The 18,534-nt window shown below is 36.7% G+C and carries 17 protein-coding genes and 2 pseudogenes; 7 read left to right on the plus strand and 12 right to left on the minus strand.

The features are described from left to right. The first annotated feature begins 191 nt into the window (after positions 1-191). The 3 genes from CY0110_RS16170 to CY0110_RS16180 all read left to right on the plus strand — a co-directional run bounded on the left by CY0110_RS16170 (position 192) and on the right by CY0110_RS16180 (position 2,580). On the plus strand, positions 192-542 hold the full coding sequence (locus tag CY0110_RS16170; RefSeq protein WP_008276565.1) for a hypothetical protein: 351 nt from the start codon (positions 192-194) through the stop codon (positions 540-542). Between the two features lie 39 nt (positions 543-581). Then, complete coding sequence (ycf46, locus tag CY0110_RS16175; RefSeq protein WP_008276566.1) at positions 582-2,090, plus strand: stress-responsive protein Ycf46; 1,509 nt, start codon at positions 582-584, stop codon at positions 2,088-2,090. Between the two features lie 136 nt (positions 2,091-2,226). Beyond that, complete coding sequence (locus tag CY0110_RS16180; protein WP_008276567.1) at positions 2,227-2,580, plus strand: DUF1257 domain-containing protein; 354 nt, start codon at positions 2,227-2,229, stop codon at positions 2,578-2,580. Between the two features lie 70 nt (positions 2,581-2,650). Here CY0110_RS16180 and CY0110_RS16185 read toward each other — a convergent pair whose 3' ends face one another. From CY0110_RS16185 to CY0110_RS16215, 7 genes and pseudogenes are all read right to left on the minus strand, one after another. Next, a complete protein-coding gene (locus tag CY0110_RS16185; protein ID WP_008276568.1) occupies positions 2,651-3,736 on the minus strand; it encodes a hypothetical protein in 1,086 nt (361 codons plus the stop codon). Positions 3,737-3,964: 228 nt separating this feature from the next. Continuing rightward, positions 3,965-5,158 (minus strand): glycosyltransferase, encoded by a 1,194-nt coding sequence (locus CY0110_RS16190; RefSeq protein WP_035799674.1) that lies wholly within the window; start codon positions 5,156-5,158, stop codon positions 3,965-3,967. A 104-nt stretch (positions 5,159-5,262) separates the two neighbouring features. Continuing rightward, entirely contained in the window at positions 5,263-6,042 is a 780-nt protein-coding gene (locus tag CY0110_RS16195; RefSeq protein WP_008276570.1) for an ABC transporter permease, read from the minus strand. 24 nt (positions 6,043-6,066) lie between these two features. After that, positions 6,067-6,649, minus strand: a pseudogene (locus CY0110_RS16200) (thioredoxin family protein). Positions 6,650-6,817: 168 nt separating this feature from the next. Then, a complete protein-coding gene (locus tag CY0110_RS16205) occupies positions 6,818-7,960 on the minus strand; it encodes a tetratricopeptide repeat protein (RefSeq protein ID WP_008276573.1) in 1,143 nt (380 codons plus the stop codon). A gap of 39 nt (positions 7,961-7,999) precedes the next feature. Then, positions 8,000-8,404: a photosystem II protein Psb27 gene (gene psb27, locus CY0110_RS16210; protein ID WP_008276574.1), complete on the minus strand. Its 405-nt coding sequence runs from the start codon at positions 8,402-8,404 to the stop codon at positions 8,000-8,002. Between the two features lie 104 nt (positions 8,405-8,508). Continuing rightward, complete coding sequence (locus CY0110_RS16215) at positions 8,509-10,314, minus strand: dipeptide ABC transporter ATP-binding protein (protein ID WP_008276575.1); 1,806 nt, start codon at positions 10,312-10,314, stop codon at positions 8,509-8,511. Positions 10,315-10,677: 363 nt separating this feature from the next. Here CY0110_RS16215 and CY0110_RS16220 point away from each other — a divergent pair, with 363 nt between their 5' ends. Next, complete coding sequence (locus CY0110_RS16220; RefSeq protein WP_008276576.1) at positions 10,678-12,405, plus strand: diflavin flavoprotein; 1,728 nt, start codon at positions 10,678-10,680, stop codon at positions 12,403-12,405. On the opposite strand, the gene CY0110_RS16225 is transcribed toward CY0110_RS16220, so the two are convergent. Next, positions 12,364-12,681 carry a hypothetical protein gene (locus CY0110_RS16225; protein ID WP_035799660.1) on the minus strand — a complete coding sequence of 106 codons (318 nt, stop codon included), beginning with the start codon at positions 12,679-12,681 and terminating at the stop codon, positions 12,364-12,366. The two genes, CY0110_RS16220 and CY0110_RS16225, sit on opposite strands and share 42 nt — an antisense overlap. A gap of 248 nt (positions 12,682-12,929) precedes the next feature. Between CY0110_RS16225 and CY0110_RS16230 the strand changes: the two genes are divergently transcribed. Next, a complete protein-coding gene (locus tag CY0110_RS16230) occupies positions 12,930-13,430 on the plus strand; it encodes a helix-turn-helix domain-containing protein (protein ID WP_008276577.1) in 501 nt (166 codons plus the stop codon). Positions 13,431-13,440: 10 nt separating this feature from the next. Here the strand turns inward: CY0110_RS16230 and CY0110_RS16235 are convergent, their stop codons facing one another. After that, positions 13,441-14,892, minus strand: a complete 1,452-nt coding sequence (locus CY0110_RS16235; protein WP_008272619.1) for an IS66-like element ISCysp3 family transposase — start codon at positions 14,890-14,892, stop codon at positions 13,441-13,443. Between the two features lie 94 nt (positions 14,893-14,986). Here CY0110_RS16235 and CY0110_RS16240 point away from each other — a divergent pair, with 94 nt between their 5' ends. Further along, positions 14,987-15,814 carry a WD40 repeat domain-containing protein gene (locus tag CY0110_RS16240; RefSeq protein WP_008276578.1) on the plus strand — a complete coding sequence of 276 codons (828 nt, stop codon included), beginning with the start codon at positions 14,987-14,989 and terminating at the stop codon, positions 15,812-15,814. Positions 15,815-16,043: 229 nt separating this feature from the next. Here the strand turns inward: CY0110_RS16240 and CY0110_RS16245 are convergent, their stop codons facing one another. Continuing rightward, positions 16,044-16,679, minus strand: coding sequence for a GNAT family N-acetyltransferase (locus tag CY0110_RS16245; protein ID WP_008276579.1), 636 nt, complete (start codon positions 16,677-16,679; stop codon positions 16,044-16,046). 243 nt (positions 16,680-16,922) lie between these two features. On the opposite strand from CY0110_RS16245, the gene CY0110_RS16250 reads away from it, so the two are divergent. Next, complete coding sequence (locus tag CY0110_RS16250; protein ID WP_008276580.1) at positions 16,923-17,540, plus strand: cohesin domain-containing protein; 618 nt, start codon at positions 16,923-16,925, stop codon at positions 17,538-17,540. 335 nt (positions 17,541-17,875) lie between these two features. Here the strand turns inward: CY0110_RS16250 and CY0110_RS16255 are convergent. Together CY0110_RS16255 and CY0110_RS16260 are read right to left on the minus strand one after the other, a co-directional pair. After that, a pseudogene (locus tag CY0110_RS16255) lies at positions 17,876-18,181 on the minus strand (hypothetical protein); the annotation flags it as partial. A 101-nt stretch (positions 18,182-18,282) separates the two neighbouring features. Continuing rightward, the coding region (locus tag CY0110_RS16260; protein ID WP_008276582.1) for a DUF4279 domain-containing protein at positions 18,283-18,534 on the minus strand (252 nt) is incomplete at its 5' end.

Below are 18,534 nucleotides of genomic sequence, written 5' to 3' on the forward strand. Positions count from 1 at the left end.
TCAAAAACTGGTTCCTAGACTCTCGGCCAAAGCCAAAAATAATGAAAGCAAAAGGCTAAATTCCATGTCTGAACAGCTACTTTATTAAGCAATGTTACAATAATGCTGTCATACTGGCATAACAGCTTGACAGCCCTAAAAAAAATCGCTAGAGTTGTGACACATACCCGGGTAACCTCAGCTAGAGTGATATGCAAGACAAGCAAAAAGTCACACTATATCTCCCCCCTGGAATACATCGGCAACTCAAGATTAGAGCCGCCATCGACGAAAATTCTATGTCGGCCTTAGTTGAAAAAGCAGTTGACTTTTATCTAAAACACCCAGACAAGGTAGAAGAGGTAGAAGCAGCTGCATATGGAAAAACACATCAAGTTCATGTTTGTCCAGAATGCGATGCCGCCATGGTCATGCGAAATGGACAAATGGTATCTCTGAAAAATCAACCTAGTGTAATTACAGATGATTTTCCTTTAGATATCAGAGAAACAGTGTCAACCAATACCGAAACCCCTGGGGAAGAAGCCTTAGTTCCCTGCTAAGTTGCTTAACTGTCCAACCATTATTTTTAGGTCGATGCCATGAAAGAAGAGCTAAACATACTAATACAAGCTCAGTATCCTTTAATTTATCTTGTTACGTCAGAAGAACAAAGAGCAGAGCAAGCGATCGCCAAGATAGCTCAACAATATAGTAAGCATCGGCGCGTCTTTTCTTGGACTGTGACCCACGGAATGGTTGAATACGGACAGCCAGGAAATTCAACTCAACATAATACGGTTCATGCTGAACCTGCTATTAGTTGGGTCATCCGCGAAAAAGAACCAGGGATTTTCATATTTAAAGATTTGCACCCCTTTATTGCTGATGCCAACGTTACTCGTTCTCTGCGAGATGCCATCATCAGCTTACGGGGAACAGAGAAAACCATAATTTTACTCTCTCCCCTACAACAGATTCCCATTGAACTCGAAAAAGACGTTGTTGTTCTCGATTTTCCTTTCCCCGATTTAAGCGAACTTAATCAAGTTTTATCAAGACAACTTGAGCAAGCCAGAAGTAATCGCATTACTACCGATGCTCGTGAAAAACTGCTTAAAGCAACCCTTGGTCTAACCAAGGACGAAGCAGAGAAAGTGTATCGGAAAGCTTATGTAAAAGCGGGTCGTCTGACAGAGGAAGAAGTTAATATTGTTTTGTCAGAAAAAAAGCAGCAGATTCGTCGAAATGGAGTTTTAGACTACATCGAAGAAGATGAAACTATAAATTCAGTGGGTGGTTTAGATGAACTGAAGAAATGGCTTAAACAAAGGTCAGGAGCTTTTACGGAGAGAGCCAGAGAGTATGGCTTACCCCAACCTAAAGGAATGTTAATTTTAGGGGTTCCAGGTTGCGGAAAATCTCTGATTGCCAAAACCACCTCGCGGTTATGGGGATTACCCTTGCTCCGATTAGACTTAGGTAGAGTCTATGATTCGGCGGTGGGTCGTTCCGAAGCCAACCTAAGAAATGCTCTCAAAACAGCAGAATCCATTTCCCCTGCTATTCTCTTCATTGATGAATTAGACAAAGCTTTTGCCGGCAGCGCCGGGTCAGCAGACTCTGATGGAGGAACATCAAGTCGAATATTTGGTTCTTTTCTCACCTGGATGCAAGAAAAAACCTCACCCGTTTTTGTGATGGCAACAGCTAACCGTGTTGAACGGTTGCCAGGAGAGTTTCTACGCAAAGGAAGATTTGACGAAATATTCTTTGTTGACTTGCCTAGTTTAGAAGAACGTCAAGCTATTTTCAATATTCACCTTAGTAAACGTCGCTCAGATATTTCTCGCTTCGATATTGAGCAACTGGCTAAGGTCTCTGATGGATTTTCTGGTGCAGAAATTGAGCAGGCTATCATTGCAGCCATGTACGAAGCTTTTGCTCAAGATAGGGAGTTTACGCAGCTTGATATTATTGCTGCTATCAAATCGACTTTACCCCTATCTCGCACCATGACTGAACAGGTCACTGCCCTACGGGACTGGGCGCGACAAAGAGCGCGACCTGCTTCGGCCTCCGTCGCTGAATATCAGCGATTGGAGTTTTAACAAGCTTTCACCTGCTCCCAACAGGTGTAAAGGCTAGCCAATAGCTAGCAGCCTATCAAAAGTCGTCCCATAAAGAGGACGCATTCAAACCCTAAATTGTTGTTGTCAACTTCTGTTCTACTGGAGGAAATCGAAAATGTCTCACTTTAGCACTCTGCGTACCAAAATCACAGACGCTGAAATTTTAAAAGCTTCTTTACGCGATCTCGGTATTTTCGTGAAGACCGACGCTGATGTAAGAGGTTATAACGGTCAGCGCGTTCGTTCTGATATTGTTGCCGTTCTTGATGGTGAATATGATCTTGGCTGGTCTCGCAATAGCGATGGCAGCTTTGACCTAGTTGCTGACCTTTGGGGTGTTGCTAAGAAGCACAACCAAACCGAGTTAATCAACTCCATCAACCAAAAGTATGCTGTTAACAAGACCTTAGCAGAAGTTAAGCAGCGTAACTTAGGCAAAGCTAATATCAATTTAGTTCTTCACAGCTAAGATTTAGCGCGCGTTCCCAAGCTTGGGGTTAACCAGTCCTCGGTTGACCCTTTTTTTGGGTTTAATTGTTTTAAGAAAAAGTTTTCAAAAAAGCCAGACTACTATATAAATGGAAAGCAGCATCCCAGGGAGTTTCCTCCCGACGTAATAAATTAATATGAGAATTAATTAGTTTAAGTAACTCTTGAAAATCAATAGCTGATTCTCCAAAAGGGGTAAATTCTGAGAAAGTAAGAAGATTAGGATTTTTTTCGCTAATAAAAGCCATAATATGTTGCCAGCTTTTCTTCATGGTTGCCTGGCCATCTTTAGCTTTTTGGGTATCAGAAAAGGACATTCCTTCGAGGAAACGATATTGTTGATCACAGAGACGAATAATAGTATTTTTGTCAGGAAGATGAAGATCGCAGATTTTCGCATAATCGAGGGTTTCTGTGGTGCGTTTTAACTGTCCCCTCAACCCAATATCAAAACATTCCTCAAAAATCGGAAGTAATCCTTCTACTCGTTGTCCTACCTCTATCCATTCAAATGTAAAGATATCCCGTTGTCCTTTTTTCGGTTCATAGACAATGGTAACTTTTGATTCAACAGATTCAATATATAAAACGTTGTAAACATTTAAAGTATTAACCTTGCCAAGCAATGCAGTAAAACACGGAATATCTGCTTGTTTCAGTTGTTCCGCTTGAAAATTTAGCTTACCCATAGCCCCGGTGCGGTATAATCGCCAGGAACGACTAGGGAGTTGTAATCTAGCCGTATAGGGATCAATGTCCATAATTTCCCCAAATTTCTGGGCTGCCGTCTTTTTTAACTCATTAGAAATCGCCTCAAGAATTAACATCCCCATTTCTTGAGACCCACTTTCTGCCATCGCTTCATCTAAAGCGATTTGACGTTGTTGGATGTCTTGTTGGTTGATGCGTTCAATCCCTTGACGAATTTGCCTAATTAGCTTGGGGTTTACCGCATTAGGTAGAAGTTCTCGATAACGTTCATTGGCAAAGGTTACATCTCCTTGTGCTTCAGCTAAACGAGCTTGATAAAATGGAATCCAAATATTATCGGGGTCGTCTTGCTGTAGCTGTTGAAGTAGCTGAGACGCTTCCTCGTAATTTTGGCTATTAATAGCATTAATAATTGATTCAACCATAGCAGGATCTATAGTTTTATTAAATTTATAGATTAAAAGCTTTTCAATTGTATAAGTTCAATTAACTAACAAAAAATGATGCTAGATTGAACTTAAGGATTACTCTATTTTAGCTTAACTGTAATAATTTTCTTGAATTTCTCAAAAAACTAAGTGTTTTGTACAATAGAAAATATCAAAAAGCCAGTAAAATTTAACAAAATTAACAAAATTAACAAATTATGCTAATTAAGAATTGACATAAAAACGCCCTTTCCAACCGCCTCCTTTTCCTCGCCAATGTCGCCAAGCAGAGTCTATTGTCATTAAACCATAGAGAAGGCCGATTAGGGGTAGACTTAATCCCCACAGAGGAGAACATCGATATAGCTTTAAAGTAGGAAAATAAGAAATAGTCATTAATAACCAGGTAATTCCTCCTAAAATAACAATAATTTTATTTTGAATAATTAATCCAATAATTAAACTAATAGGGGCTACTAAATAAACTAATGTTAATCCTAATATAGTTCCTATTAATAATAAAGGGGAATAATTTAACTGAGTGTAAGCAGTTCTTGCTACCATATTCCAAATTGATTCTAAATTATCATAGGGTCGTAAACTAAGGGTTTTGTCACTTAATCCCAACCAAATTCCTTGAGTAGGTTTTGTGGGATTTTCTTGTAATTTTGCTTTAACTGCTGCTGCTAAAGAACAATCATCAATTAAAGCTTGCTTGACTACTTCTATTCCCCCAATTTCTTCTAGAATATCACGACGAATTAAGATACAACCCCCTGCTGCTGCTGCCATTTTCTTTTGAGGATTATTGACCCAAGAAAAAGGATAAAGTTTCTCAAAAAAATAGACAAAAGCAGGGATCAAAAATCGTTCCCAAAAACTGTCGCATCTCAGCTTAACCATCAAAGAAGTCATGGCTAAGTTCTCTTTTTCTGCTTGATTTATTAATTCTTTTAAATTACTATTATGATGTTCGATATCTGCATCGGTTAACAGTAAGTAATCAGGTTTATTATCTAGTTTTTTGGCTTGTTCAATTCCTTGTTTCATTGCCCATAATTTTCCTGACCAACCTGATGCTAATCCTTGTCCTGAAATGACTTGTAACTGGTCAGCTTTTTGATACTTTTCTGCAATATTTTGGGCTACTTTTCCTGTATTATCATCGCTTTGGTCATCTACTAAAATAATAGAAAAATTCCCTAGATAATCTTGATTTAGCAGAGATTTTAAACTAATAGGTAAAACATCAGCTTCGTTACGAGCAGGAATAACAGCACACACAGAAGGATATTGATTTAATGGCTTAAGATTACTATTAATTCTTTGATTACTTAACCAAAACCAGCCTCTAAATAGGAGTAAATAAATCCAGGTTATCAAAGATAAACTCGTAATTATTATTAAAAAATTCACCATCATCTCACTCTCTCACTATGATCAAATAATATAACTTATATTGATATAGGATTCTAATTACTTAGAATAATTTAATTTTTATTATTCCAAGCTCGTAAATTTACTTAATTAATTATTAACTGCGCTTGTTCATTAAAACAACTACGATAAACCCCTTCTGTTATCAAAATAGCAGTTAAAATGTTAGTCAACATAATCATAAATAAAATTAAAATTTGATAAGAAGCTGCGTTTAGCGGTTCCGTTCCCCCTAAAACTTGTCCTGTAAACATTCCTGGTAAACTAACTAAACCTACTACCATCATTTGATTTAAAGTAGGAATTAAACTCACCCGAATGGCTTCTTTGCGATAATTTGCGATCGCCTCTTTAGGTGTAGCTCCTAAACATAAATAGGTTTCTACCTCAATTTGGTTATGAGAAATAGCATTAATTAGACGTTCCCCTGATAAAGAAGCACTATTCATAGCATTTCCTAGGATCATCCCTGTCAATGGTATCAAATACTGGGGAGAATACCAGGTGTCAGGCTGAATAATTAAACTGAGGGCGTAACTGAGGGTTAAACCACTACTCACCAATAACGATCCCCAAACCAAAGGAAAAAACCCTTTGCCCTTGTGAGGAATACGGTTACGAGTGACTTGAGCAGCAATGGTTAACATCACCCCTAAAATGAATAAAACAGGGATAGGATGGTTTAATTCAAAGATAGCAGCGATCACATAGCCTACTGCTAAAAGTTGAAGAAGCGATCGCCCTGTGGCTACGATAAGTTGACCTTCTAAGCCTAACCGTTGCCAGTTGGACAAAACCACTGCAATGGCCATGATACCCAAAGACCACCCTAAATCTAACAAATCTAGTTCAATTACGCCACCCAATGGATAATTCTCCCAATTCGTTACTTATACACCAAAGTAAGGTGGTTCATTCCCTTCTTTCCATTTGATATTACAACCAATACTAGGTTTTTGTTGAGTATCAACGTTTCTATCTCGTAAAACATCTTCTATAGCTGCTTTTAAATCTTTTCCAGTGATAGGAACATCGTTACCAGGACGACTATCATCAAATTGACCACGATAGACCAAGATATTATCATTATTAAATAAAAAGAAATCGGGGGTACAAGCAGCCGTATAAGCTTTAGCGACTTCTTGGCTTTCATCGTAACAAAAAGGAAAATTAAACCCTAACGTTCTGCCATTTTTTCATGTTTTCGGGAGCATCATCGGGATGTTTGATGATATCATTAGCACTAATGGCTACGATTCCTAACCCTTTATTTACATATTGTTTTCCTAAGACTGCTAAATCATCTTGAAGATGTTTAACAAAAGGACAGTGAACACAAATAAACATCACTAATAAAGCTTTTTTCTCAGCAAAGGTATCTAGAGAAATTTTGTTCCCTGATACCACATCTTCTAAAGAAAAAGCTGGGGCTTTTGTTCCCAAAGGTAACATGGTAGAAAGGGTTTTAACCATGATATATAGCTCCTACTGAATTAAAGACACTTTGAAGACAATTATTGATTGTCTCTAGGAATATTTTAAATTATACCTTTTCTATAACCCGTCTAAATGAGTTGGGAAAATTTAAGATTTTTCTTTTTGTCAACCAGTCAATTCGCGATTCAAATAGACTAGCTATAGTTAGAGTTGTCCTAATAATTCATCTGCCTTTTTTATTCCTTCTGTATTATCATATTCTTGATAAAGTTTTTTCGCTCGCTCTAAAGCTTTTTTCGCTTCTGATGTTCTCTGTCTTTCTTTAAAAGCGACTCCTAAATAATAATAAGGTTCAGGATTTTGGGGAATAAGTTCGATTAAATCTTTATAAGTAATAATTGCTCCTAAATAATCATTTTGAGCTAATTGAATTCTCCCCACTCCTGCATAAGCTTCTGGTGATTTGCGATTAAGATAAGAGATACGACGATAAATTTTTAAAGCTTCATCTAGATTTTCTTGTACTTCATAAATACGGGCTATTTTTAACTGAATTTTAGTGTTGCTTGGATCAAGTCTTTCTGCTCTTGTTAATTGTTCTTTTCCTAATTCTAATTGCCCTTGTTGTAAATAAGCAGTAGCCAATAATAACCGTAAATCTACATCGCCAGAAAATCGTTCAACTGCATTCCCTAAGTATTGTACGGCTTGATCGAGTTGTTTTTGTTGTAGTAATGATGATCCCATAATAGCAAACGCTTCGGGATTATTAGGATCAAGGGCAATCACCCGTTTATAAGCTTCGGCTGCCCCTTCATAATCTTCTTGACGGAGTAAAACAACTCCTAAACCAATATAACTTTTAACAGATTGGGGGTTCAGTTGAATGGCATAATAATAGGCAGAGGCTGCATTATTATTATCACCAGTATTTGCTAAACTATCCCCTAGAGCATAATAAAAATTAGCGTTACTTGAATCAATGGAAAGGGCTTGTTGATAATATTTTACCGCAGCTTGATAGTTTCCTTGTTGACTGTGTAAATAAGCGATTCCTGAAAAGATTTTCGCATTATCATTATCTAAACTTGCTGCTTGTTCATAAGTCGCGATCGCCCGTTGATAATCTCCTTTATCAACATAATCTCTACCGCGGCGCAATAATTCATCTAATTGTTCCTTATTATAATTTTGCGACAATAATATAGGAACTTCAGCAGAAGCGATAACGGGGGTAATACTACTACCTAATATAATAGTTGTGATTATAGAGAGAGTAAGTTTAGAAATCATGGCGTTTGTAAAAGAGTAATAAAAAAAGGCTTGAATGATCAAACCTTGGAACATTATAAGCAAAAAGATCCCGTCTTTAACGACGGAGTTTAACTAAATGCCTCGTTTAATAGCGATTTCAGCTTGCTTAAATTCTTGTTTTAAGCGTTTTTTCAGCTTTTCAGGGATAGGACGACTACCATAAGAAGTGTAGTAACCAGCAAGGGAATTTAATGCTGTTTGCATGGTGGTAAAAGAACGAAGTCCCCCAGATTGATCTTCCCGTCGATAGCGAGAAATATAATCATTAATTTGTTCTCTGGCTAAAGTCTGAATGTCTTGTTTATTCTCAGCGTCATTGGGTAAATCAATGGCTGTAGTTAAGGTTTCGATAACTTTAAGGGTATCTTGGCTATAATTACCAGAGAGTCCAGCAGAACTATTACCACACCCCGTTAAAGCGACAACCGCCACCAAAACTAAGGCCAGAATACGAGATAAGGCAGATTTGAAAAACATAAGTTGTTAATACAGTTACATAATTCTAGATTTTTCTTATCCTATCCTACAAAGGGTGACTGAGTGAAGCCCTAGTCAGTTATCAGTTATCAGTTATTTGGTCACTATTCACTGATAACTGTTTGGTCTGATGTCCATCTCAAATCTTCGGGGAATTCAGGAATAGAATTGAGGAGATTTTTAGTATATTCTTTGTCAGGATGATTAATAATATGTTCTGCTTCTCCTATTTCAACAATTTCCCCTTGATTCATTACCATAATGCGATCGCTCATAAATCTGACGACACTTAAATCATGAGAGATAAAAATACAGGTTAGTTTTAACTTTTTTTGTAAGTCTTTTAACAGGTTCAAAACCTGTGCTTGAACGGATACATCTAAAGCAGAAACTGACTCGTCACAGATTAAAAAACGAGGATTTAATGCCAAAGCGCGGGCAATACAAATCCGTTGTCTTTGTCCCCCTGAAAATTCGTGGGGATAACGATCATAACTATTTGTATCTAATCCCACTAAGCTCAATAAAGCATCTACAATTTCTCTTCTTTTATTGCTATTGGGTTGAGTTTGATGAATAATCATTGGTTCACTGATAGCTTGACCTACGGTTAATCTTGGGTTGAGAGAATTATAGGGATTTTGGAAAACAATTTGCATATTTTTTCTCAGGTTTCGTAACCATTTATTACTCATAGATTTCTTAGAAATTTCGTAGGCTTCAAAAGTAACATTTCCGTTGGCTGCTGGAATAAGTCTCAGAATTGTTCTTGCTAACGTTGATTTTCCGCAACCCGATTCCCCAACTAATCCTAATGTTTCCCCAGCATAAACATCAAAGCTAATATTATTAACGGCTGTAAATTTATTAGATTTCAATCCAAAAAACGCTGACTTTCCAAACTCAACAGTCAACTTTTCTATTGACAACAAAACTTTTTTTTCTTCTGCTTCTTTAGTTCTTGCTTCAATTTCATCATGGGGAATGATTTTATAAATTAAATCACTTTCTTTATATAAATTTAGGTCTTTCTTATCTTCTAAAAAATCAGCAACAGTAGGTAATTTATCTACTTTAATATGGAGGGGAGGACGACAAGCAAGTAACCCTTTAGTATAACCGTCTTGAGGATAACGGAGAATTTGTTCTTTGTCTCCTTGTTCTATCACTTTACCCTCACGCATTACTAATATATTATCAGCAACTTTATTAATCACGCCCAAGTCATGGGAGATAAAAATCATAGCAATATTATTATCTTTGCAAAGACCTCTTAATAACTCTAAAATTCCTTTTTGAACTGTTACATCTAAAGCAGTTGTGGGTTCATCAGCAATTAAAATAGTAGGCTGACAAGAAATAGCCATCGCAATCATTACCCGTTGCAATTGTCCCCCAGATAGTTCATGAGGATATCTTTTTAAATAATCGGTTGCTTGTTTGTGGGGACAAGTTTGCTTTAAAACCCTTACATTTTTTAATAACTTAATTGCTTCTTGATTAGCTTGTTCTCGACTTACATTCTGATGCAGTTTAATGGCTTCAGTTAACTGATATCCTATGGTATAAACAGGGTTAAAAGCACTCATCGGTTCTTGGAAAATCATGGCAATTTCTTTCCCACGATATTTTGTCCATTGTTCCTCTTTTAACTGAGTTAATTCAATTTTATCTTGTAAGGGCTGATAATATTTAATACTACTTCTTTCAACAATTTTGCCAGGGTTTTGAATTAACCCCATAATAGCTAAAGAGGTCACAGACTTTCCTGATCCTGACTCGCCAACAATTCCTAAAATTTCCCCTCTTTTGAGTTGAAAATTAACATTATCTACTGCTACCTTATTTGATTGTCCTTGTAATGGGAATTCAATACGGAGATTAGATACATCAAGAACAAGATCACTCATAACCTTAGACTGTTAGAATTTTAAACAGATTTTAACCGATTTTTTTGATTTTGACAAAAATTTTATTAGACTTCTATCAAATATAACTCATTAAAATTATATTGAACGACAGAAATATCTAGTAAAATAGAATAGAATAGAATAAACGATTAATCTATTTAATGTTTTATTAGGGGTATTAGTAACGGCTACTGTGGCTATTTTGGTTAGTGTTTATTCTCAGTACGACTAATTTAACCATCTCATTGATAATTGATAACTGATTAATAGAATCTTACCCTTTCCATAAGTAACTTAAAGTCACATTATCCAAGAACCGTGTCACAATATAAACAAAAATGGAAATATTATACGGAGAGGGATATGGTTGCAACTCCCATCAAAACAGAAAATCGTTTAACTATACAAACTGCTGATATTGCCGAAGATACCACCACCATACGATCCCTAGACTGGGATCGCGATCGCTTTGATATTGAGTTTGGCCTGCAAAATGGAACCACTTACAACTCCTACATCATTCGCGGTGATAAAGTTGCCCTTATAGATACCTCCCATGCTAAGTTTCGTCAGTTATACTTAGATACCCTAATCGGACTCATTGATCCTAAAACCATTGATTATTTAGTGATTAGTCACACTGAACCCGATCACAGTGGCTTGGTGAAAGATATCTTAGAATTGGCTCCCCAAGCAACAGTAGTGGGTTCTAAAGTGGCTATTAAGTTCTTAGAAGACTTTATTCATGAACCTTTTGAGCGCATTTTAGTCAAAAGCGGTGAGTCTTTGGACTTAGGAAAAGGTCACGTTTTAGAATTTGTTAGCGCGCCTAACTTACATTGGCCTGACACTATGTTAACCTACGACAAAGGCACTGAAACCCTTTTCACCTGTGATGTGTTTGGGATGCACTATTGTTCTGATCTGCTTTATGACGAACATTTAGATGATATTGCTCCAGACTATCACTTTTATTATGAGTGTTTGATGGGTCCTAACGCGCGATCAGTGCTTTCTGCTATGAAACGCATGGACAAGTTAGGGACTATTTCTACGGTGGCTAATGGTCATGGTCCTTTGCTGCGTTATAATCTCCATGAATTAGTGGAACGCTATCGCACTTGGAGCGAAGAACAAAGCAAAGCCGATAAAAGCGTAGCAGTGTTCTATGTGTCTGACTATGGATACAGCGATCGCCTTTCCCAAGCTATTGCCAAGGGTATTACCAAAACTGGTGTGGCCGTGGAAATGGTGGATCTTAAATCTGCTGATACTCAAGATGTCCAAGAGATCGTTAGTCGATCTGCTGGTTTAGTGATAGGTATGCCTCCCTTAGAAGGTCATCATAACAAAGAAACCACCAGTAACATAGGAACTATTATTGCTGCAGCTAAGGATAAACAGTATATCGGGATGTTTGAATCTTATGGGGGAAATGATGAACCCATCGATCCCTTATTAACCAAATTCCGAGAAGCTGGGTTAAGTAAAGGGTTCAACTCCATTCGGGTTAAAGATACTCCCAGTGAAGCCATTTATCAACTCTGCGAAGAAGCAGGAACCGACTTAGGACAAAACCTAACCCAAGATCGCAAGGTAAAGCAACGGAAGTCCTTAGATAGTGACTTAGATAAAGCGATCGGTCGTATTAGTGGGGGTTTATATATCCTAACGGCTAACAAAGGAGAAATTAACGGGGCAATGTTAGCTTCTTGGGTGACACAAGCGAGTTTTGAACCCCCAGGGTTTACTGTTGCTGTGGCCAAAGATCGGGCGATCGAGTCTTTAATGCAAGTGGGTGATAGCTTCATTTTAAACATCCTCGAAGAAGGGAAATATCAACCCTTAATGAAACATTTTCTTAAACGATTTCCCCCTGGAGCCGATCGCTTTGAAGGAATTGATGTGCAAACGGCTAAGAATGGATCACCGATTTTAGTGGATGCGTTAGCTTATTTAGAATGCGAAGTTGTCAGTCGCATGGAATGTAGTGATCATTGGATTGTTTACAGTAAAGTCACCAATGGACGAGTTTCTAACCCCGATGGTTTAACCGCCATTCACCACCGAAAAGTGGGTAACTACTATTAAACCAGTAGGGTGGGCATTGCCCACCTTTTTTTTTGTTGAATTCTCGTCTTTCCTATCATCATTTTTGACTGAAGTAGGAAGGATCTCTAGGAAGTCAGAAGGGATAAATTGAGATAACATTGGCATTCCTGTAGATAGAAACAAAATTACAGAAAGAATTCCAGCAATTAATTGAAGATAGGATATAGTAATTTGACCTTGAGGAATAATCGTAACTCCTTTTTTAGACAATATTACCAACAAACGAAATATTTTATTATTAGGTTTTTTAGGCATGATCTTAATTCTTGTAACGTTTTACACTTTATTTCTAGCATAGTTATTCTTCACAATAAAGGGCGATTTAGGGCAATAATAATGCCCTAAAAAATAGGGCATTCAGGGATATTAATTAGTATTCTTTTTTCCCTAGAAAATAGGGCAGTTAGGAACAGTCTGCTAACCCTATCTGCCCTAATATTGTACACTAAGATTATGATATCATTTGTATTGTTAGAGTGAAGGAATTACACAGAAAGTTTACTATGAATTATTCTGATACAGTTAAATCAAGTCCACAAGGACAAGAAAAACTTAAAGAAGCAATTAAGGAAACAGGGTTAACACAAGACGATTTTGCAAAAGAAACTAATATCAGTTTAGATACATTGAAAAGAGTATTAGGGACAAAAGGTAAAAAAAATGGGATTCCTGCTAGTGTTGATAGATTTGTTGTTAAAAATATTGCTAACTTCCTAAAAATAAAACCGACTGATATTGTTGATCCGAGAGAATGGAAAGGGGATAAACTGTTTAAATATCAACAAAAATTTAAGGCACTGATTGACGAAAAATTACGGCTTTTTGTAGGTCGTCAGTTTGTTTTAGAGTCCATAGAAAACTTTATTAATACCTATGATCGGGGTTATTTTACCATTGTTGCAAAACCAGGGGAAGGTAAGAGTAGTATTGCTGCTAAATATGTTCATAATAATCCTGATTGTATTTACTATTTTAATATTAGATCCGATAGTCAAAATCGGTAAGGATTCAGGTCTAGAAGTTAGGAATTAGGGAAGGAAACAAACAATTCGGATGACCGACTTTGGCTATTAATGACTTCTCGAAAAAATCAATCACCGAACGTTCTTGACGACGACAAGTTTGAATAACCGTCAATAAGTTAGCTGTTTGTTTAAATCGTTCCATGCTTCTTGAACCCCCACTAACTTTCCGTTTCGTGATGGCTAATCTTAAGGATCTTTCAGCAAGATTATTATCAGGGGGGATCTCTGGATGCTCCAGAAAATACCACCATTGCTCTGCCTTTTGCCGAAGGTTTCGCAAAAGTTTTCCGGCTTCATAACCGGCTTTAGGCTTCCATTCTTCTGTGGCTATCTTTATCTTATCTTTGAATTGTCTTGCCCAAACTTGATAACCATGCCTATTCTTATCGTTTTGCCAAATACGATAATGACGGAAAGCTTCATCAATTAATTTGAGAAAAGTTTGACCGATGGTTTTGTTATATTGACCTGGAGTTTTTATTAATCGCTGAAAGTGACGGCGTAAATGTGCCAAACATTTCTGTTGAGCAACAACAGTATAACCATTGTAAACTCCCAAATCATCACTACTTAAAACACCACCATATTCATGGCCTAACTGATCTTCTAATTCCTTACGCCCCCTAGTATCAGCAGCCCGAAACAGGCAGAAAAGTTGATTGGTAAATACCCACAACCATTCTTTGACTCCCTTCACTGGCCAGGGTGTTTCATCAACATGAATTGGGGGTTGTTCTACTTTGACCCACTTGGATAATTGTTCAACCGACGGATTAATGGCTGTTTCTACTCGTTGATTGGTGGCTACGATGGTCCCCATACCTATCTCAATTTGCCCTAACTCCCACAACATCTCTTGTTGCTTTTCATAAGGTAGATGTCCATAATTCCCTAACCATCCCAGAAAAGCTTGTAACTTCACTCCTAAATCTTGTCCTGGGACGGTCTTGGGCGACCAATTCGCTTTGGTCACTTCACCACAATGCCCACAGCGACAATGATGACGATGATATTCTACTACCTCAATGGGTTTATCTACCAGTTGTGCTACCTGCTGAGAATCAACTTTCACTGGTTCTATTAATAATTCTGTTTGACCACAGTGACTACATATTGATGGTTGCAAGATTTGAATTCTGTCAATTCTCCCAAAGCCTTTCCTTGTTTTTCCCTTATGTCCAGGTTGTCCCCCTGGTTTTCTTTTCTTATCCTTATCGTCTTCAGTTGTTTTAGCCTTCTCAGACTTTTTCAATAAGTCTGTTGATGGGGGTTTTGATGAGGTTTGGCTATCTAAATTACGACTGAGCTTTAATTTTTCTATTTCTTTTTGTAGCTGCTCGATAAGTTTCTGTTGAGCCAAGATAATTTGTACCAACCCAGATTTTGACAGTTGGTTTAATTCGTCTGGATTTAACTGTACTCCTGGTTCAGTTTGACTCATACCGTTACTTTAGCGCAGTCAGCCTGTTTGTCAATATTTGCCACCTGAATCCTTACGTTTGCAAGAACTGAGGTTAATTCAAAAAGCATTGTATATGTCAGGACATATTCTCGCTAAAGATAAAAGTCAATTAGCAAAACAATTAACAAGCTTATTAGTTTCTTATCAACATCTCCCTCACATTAAAAAGTTATTTAAAAAAGAAATAAAATATCTAAAAACAGCTACTCAATATAAAAATACACCTTGGTTATGTCTGCTAAGTTCTACTATTTCTTCACCTCTTGCACAACCTCTAATTCGCACTCTCACTGGTCATAGTTTGGCAGTAGGAGCAGTGGCAGTTACTCCTGATGGCAAAAAGCTCATTTCTGGAAGTTGCGATGGAACCATAAAAGTTTGGGATTTAGCTACAGGAAACTTAGAAAACACTCTTAAGAATCATAGTTATTCAATAAATATCCTAGCAGTGACTACTGACAGTAAAAAAGTGATTTCTGGGAGTCGGGATCAGACCTTGAAAATTTGGGATTTAGACACAGAAAACTTAGAAAACACTCTTAAGAATCATAGTTATTCAATAAATATCCTAGCAGTGACTACTGACAGTAAAAAAGTGATTTCTGGGAGTCGGGATCAGACCTTGAAAATTTGGGATTTAGACACAGAAAACTTAGAAAACACTCTTAAGAATCATAGTTATTCAATAAATATCCTAGCAGTGACTACTGACAGTAAAAAAGTGATTTCTGGAAGTGACGACAAAACCCTCAAAATTTGGGATTTAAAGACAGAAAATTGTATCGCTACTTTTACTGCTGAAGCTAGTATAACTTGCGTTGCCGTTGCACCTGATGGAGTGTCTATTATTGCTGGGGATAGTTCAGGAAATGTGCATTTTTTGCGGTTAATGGGGGTTTAATGCAGTAACCATTGAGAATAGTCTCTAATATCACTCTTGTGTAACTTGCCGAAATTTTGACGCATTTCTGTTATTATAGCCAACAACACCTAACAAGAAAATCAGGGTTTTACCCCCATTCTTCGGAGTCTGACAGAAAAGGGATATATCGTTCGTAAAACTTCATGAAAAATCAAAAATGAATTAAAAATGATTGCTATAAGGAAAGACTAGGAATACTCCTTCGTTTTCACGAATGGTTCTCACCATCAGTGATATCTCTGCCAATTAAACGACGTGACAATTTGGCAATGCGACGATTTTGACGAAACTGCTGAACCGTCATCCCAAAAATGTGCAAATCCACAAATTGTTCTTTCTGTTGATCAAACAGATGTTCTTTCATAACCCCTTCAACCATAAAACCACCAGAAGTTAGTGCTTTTTGTGCCAGATGATTATAATCATAAGCATAAGCATAAAGACGATGTAATTTATATTGATTAAAAACGAGATCACCTAGCATTAAACACGCCTCAATACTATAGCCAGCATAGTAATATTTAGGGTTGAATAAACCAATCAAAAATTCAGCTCGTTGATGTAAAGGGATATAGTCGGCTGCTGCAATAATACCGATTGCTCCATGATGTTTATGCAAGATTAACATTTCCAAATAACCACTCTTAATCGGAGACACTTCCCAACGTTTAACTAATCTTTCCCTAAGTTCTTCTTCATTCGCAACCAGATCATTAAGACGAAATAAACCCATAAATTCTGCATTACAATACATCTGCTCGTACAACAAAGCAGCATCATCAGGAATCGTACGTCTAAGAGTAATGGCTCTCCCTTGATGTAAAATTGGGGCTGATATAGACATAGATAAGTATTTCTTTTCCTCAAGTGTCATAAATGATACCATCTAAATCATTTTATGTTAATTTTTCTTCTCAAAAAAAAATTTATTTTACATAACGATTACAAGTCAATAAGTTATTTTTTAGTCTAGTAACATAGTGTTTCTAAGAAAAAGAATCGGTTTATAAGGAAAGTAGTTGCCAAAATTGAGATAAATTATTCCAAATTTTAGCAATGATTTTCTTAATGATTCTTTTCCTTTCTAATGAAACAGATTAGTATAATTTCTGGTCTTAACTTGGGACTATTATCCTTATTCAGCTTTCTACAACCTGTTCAGAGTATCACCCTAGAACTCCTTCCCCAAACACAAAACGTTGCGGTAGGAGATTCAGTAATAGTAGATGTGCAAATTTCGGAACTAGGGGATATGGAATCACCCTCCGTAGGAGGATTTGACTTCGATCTCAATTATGATCCTAATGTTCTTACTTTTGACAGTTTAACCTTTAGTAATTTAATCAATTTATCAAATTTTGATATTCCAAATAAAGTCGATCCTTCTACCCCAGGAATTGTCTCTTTTTTTAATCTGTCCATCTTAGATACGCCTGAAGACCTTAATACTGAACAACCTAGCAGTTTTAGTTTAGCTACCCTCGACTTCACTGCTAATCAAGTAACCCCCAATAGTCTCCTTTCATTAACAATTATTTCGTTATCAGACGAAAATTTCGATCCCTTGGACTCAGTAATACCCGAAGATGCTATAGTGTCTGTGGAGTCAGCTAAAACCAGTGTCCCTGAGTCTGATTTCAATCTAATTACTTGGATCATTTTTTTAGGACTCACTTCTATATACTGCAAAAAAGTAAGTACCTGAGCAAAATTAATTACACATCTCAATAACTTCGTTGCCTTTTGCCTATTCTCACTAGGAAATTAATTTTGTGTACTTACTTAAGTCGTTAGTGAAGATTTAATATGTGATTTTTGGGTTAATGTAAGTTTAGCGTTGTCTAACGTTTGGTATAATCTCTTCTCGTTTCTATCCATTCTAAACCTTCTGTTGGATATTTACCACATTGGGGACCAATAAATTGACGACGAGGAACTTTAAGATATACTGGTTGACTAAAATTAATAAATCTCTTACTAAAATTGGAAGAGCCTAATGTAAATCAGAACTTGTCCCCTACCCATCTGTGCGATCGCATATGGATTCCCCCCTGGATAAGCAGTAATAACAAAACGAATAACTGTCCCGATAACTGCTGTTCCTAAAATACCAATTAATGTGAGGTGGCGACCCTGCCCTCGAAGGGCAGGGCTTGTGACCGCCGTCCAGATTTGTGCTTTACTTGACCCTTTCAATTCTTTGACATCTTCTTTTAAGGTACTCACATCAGCTTCTAATCTCGCTTGGCCTACCTCTATTTTCGTAAGTCTTTCGTCTATTTTTTCTAGTTTTTGATTTGTCTCTTTACGAAAACTATTCAGATTATCATCAATACGATCTAAAATCTTAACTTAAATCCGTTGTTACTTGTATTGGCGTATTTGCCATAGTTTTATTGTCCCTATTTATCTCTATTTTAAATCAGCTACACTTATAACAACTTAGTTTATGTAAATTCAACTAAGTTGTTAATTTTTTGTTCATTTTCTATTGTGTTGTCTGGCAATATATATAAATCAACATCTATTTCTGCATTAATTTGATGACTTTTATTAATGATTTCTTGATCGAAATGAATTGATGGAACTTCTCCATCAGTATAAATTACACAACTAATTTCTATATCATAATTATGACCAATTTCTTGAACTATATTCCAAACAGGTTGTAATTGTTTAAATAATGATTTTATATAAGC

Origin of the sequence: Crocosphaera chwakensis CCY0110, from assembly GCF_000169335.1 — a bacterium.
In the GTDB taxonomy this organism is placed as follows: Bacteria; Cyanobacteriota; Cyanobacteriia; order Cyanobacteriales; family Microcystaceae; genus Crocosphaera; species Crocosphaera chwakensis.

What these genes read in the sequence shown, in the direction of transcription:
- CY0110_RS16170 (WP_008276565.1), top strand. Translation starts at nt 192, where the DNA reads ATGCAAGACAAGCAAAAAGTCACACTATATCTCCCCCCTGGAATACAT.
- CY0110_RS16225 (WP_035799660.1), bottom strand. Translation starts at nt 12,681, where the DNA reads ATGCCTAAAAAACCTAATAATAAAATATTTCGTTTGTTGGTAATATTG.
- CY0110_RS16245 (WP_008276579.1), bottom strand. Translation starts at nt 16,679, where the DNA reads ATGTCTATATCAGCCCCAATTTTACATCAAGGGAGAGCCATTACTCTT.
- CY0110_RS16250 (WP_008276580.1), top strand. Translation starts at nt 16,923, where the DNA reads ATGAAACAGATTAGTATAATTTCTGGTCTTAACTTGGGACTATTATCC.
- CY0110_RS16235 (WP_008272619.1), bottom strand. Translation starts at nt 14,892, where the DNA reads ATGAGTCAAACTGAACCAGGAGTACAGTTAAATCCAGACGAATTAAAC.
- CY0110_RS16190 (WP_035799674.1), bottom strand. Translation starts at nt 5,158, where the DNA reads ATGGTGAATTTTTTAATAATAATTACGAGTTTATCTTTGATAACCTGG.
- psb27 (WP_008276574.1), bottom strand. Translation starts at nt 8,404, where the DNA reads ATGTTTTTCAAATCTGCCTTATCTCGTATTCTGGCCTTAGTTTTGGTG.
- CY0110_RS16220 (WP_008276576.1), top strand. Translation starts at nt 10,678, where the DNA reads ATGGTTGCAACTCCCATCAAAACAGAAAATCGTTTAACTATACAAACT.
- CY0110_RS16180 (WP_008276567.1), top strand. Translation starts at nt 2,227, where the DNA reads ATGTCTCACTTTAGCACTCTGCGTACCAAAATCACAGACGCTGAAATT.
- ycf46 (WP_008276566.1), top strand. Translation starts at nt 582, where the DNA reads ATGAAAGAAGAGCTAAACATACTAATACAAGCTCAGTATCCTTTAATT.
- CY0110_RS16185 (WP_008276568.1), bottom strand. Translation starts at nt 3,736, where the DNA reads ATGGTTGAATCAATTATTAATGCTATTAATAGCCAAAATTACGAGGAA.
- CY0110_RS16215 (WP_008276575.1), bottom strand. Translation starts at nt 10,314, where the DNA reads ATGAGTGATCTTGTTCTTGATGTATCTAATCTCCGTATTGAATTCCCA.
- CY0110_RS16230 (WP_008276577.1), top strand. Translation starts at nt 12,930, where the DNA reads ATGAATTATTCTGATACAGTTAAATCAAGTCCACAAGGACAAGAAAAA.
- CY0110_RS16240 (WP_008276578.1), top strand. Translation starts at nt 14,987, where the DNA reads ATGTCAGGACATATTCTCGCTAAAGATAAAAGTCAATTAGCAAAACAA.
- CY0110_RS16205 (WP_008276573.1), bottom strand. Translation starts at nt 7,960, where the DNA reads ATGTTCCAAGGTTTGATCATTCAAGCCTTTTTTTATTACTCTTTTACA.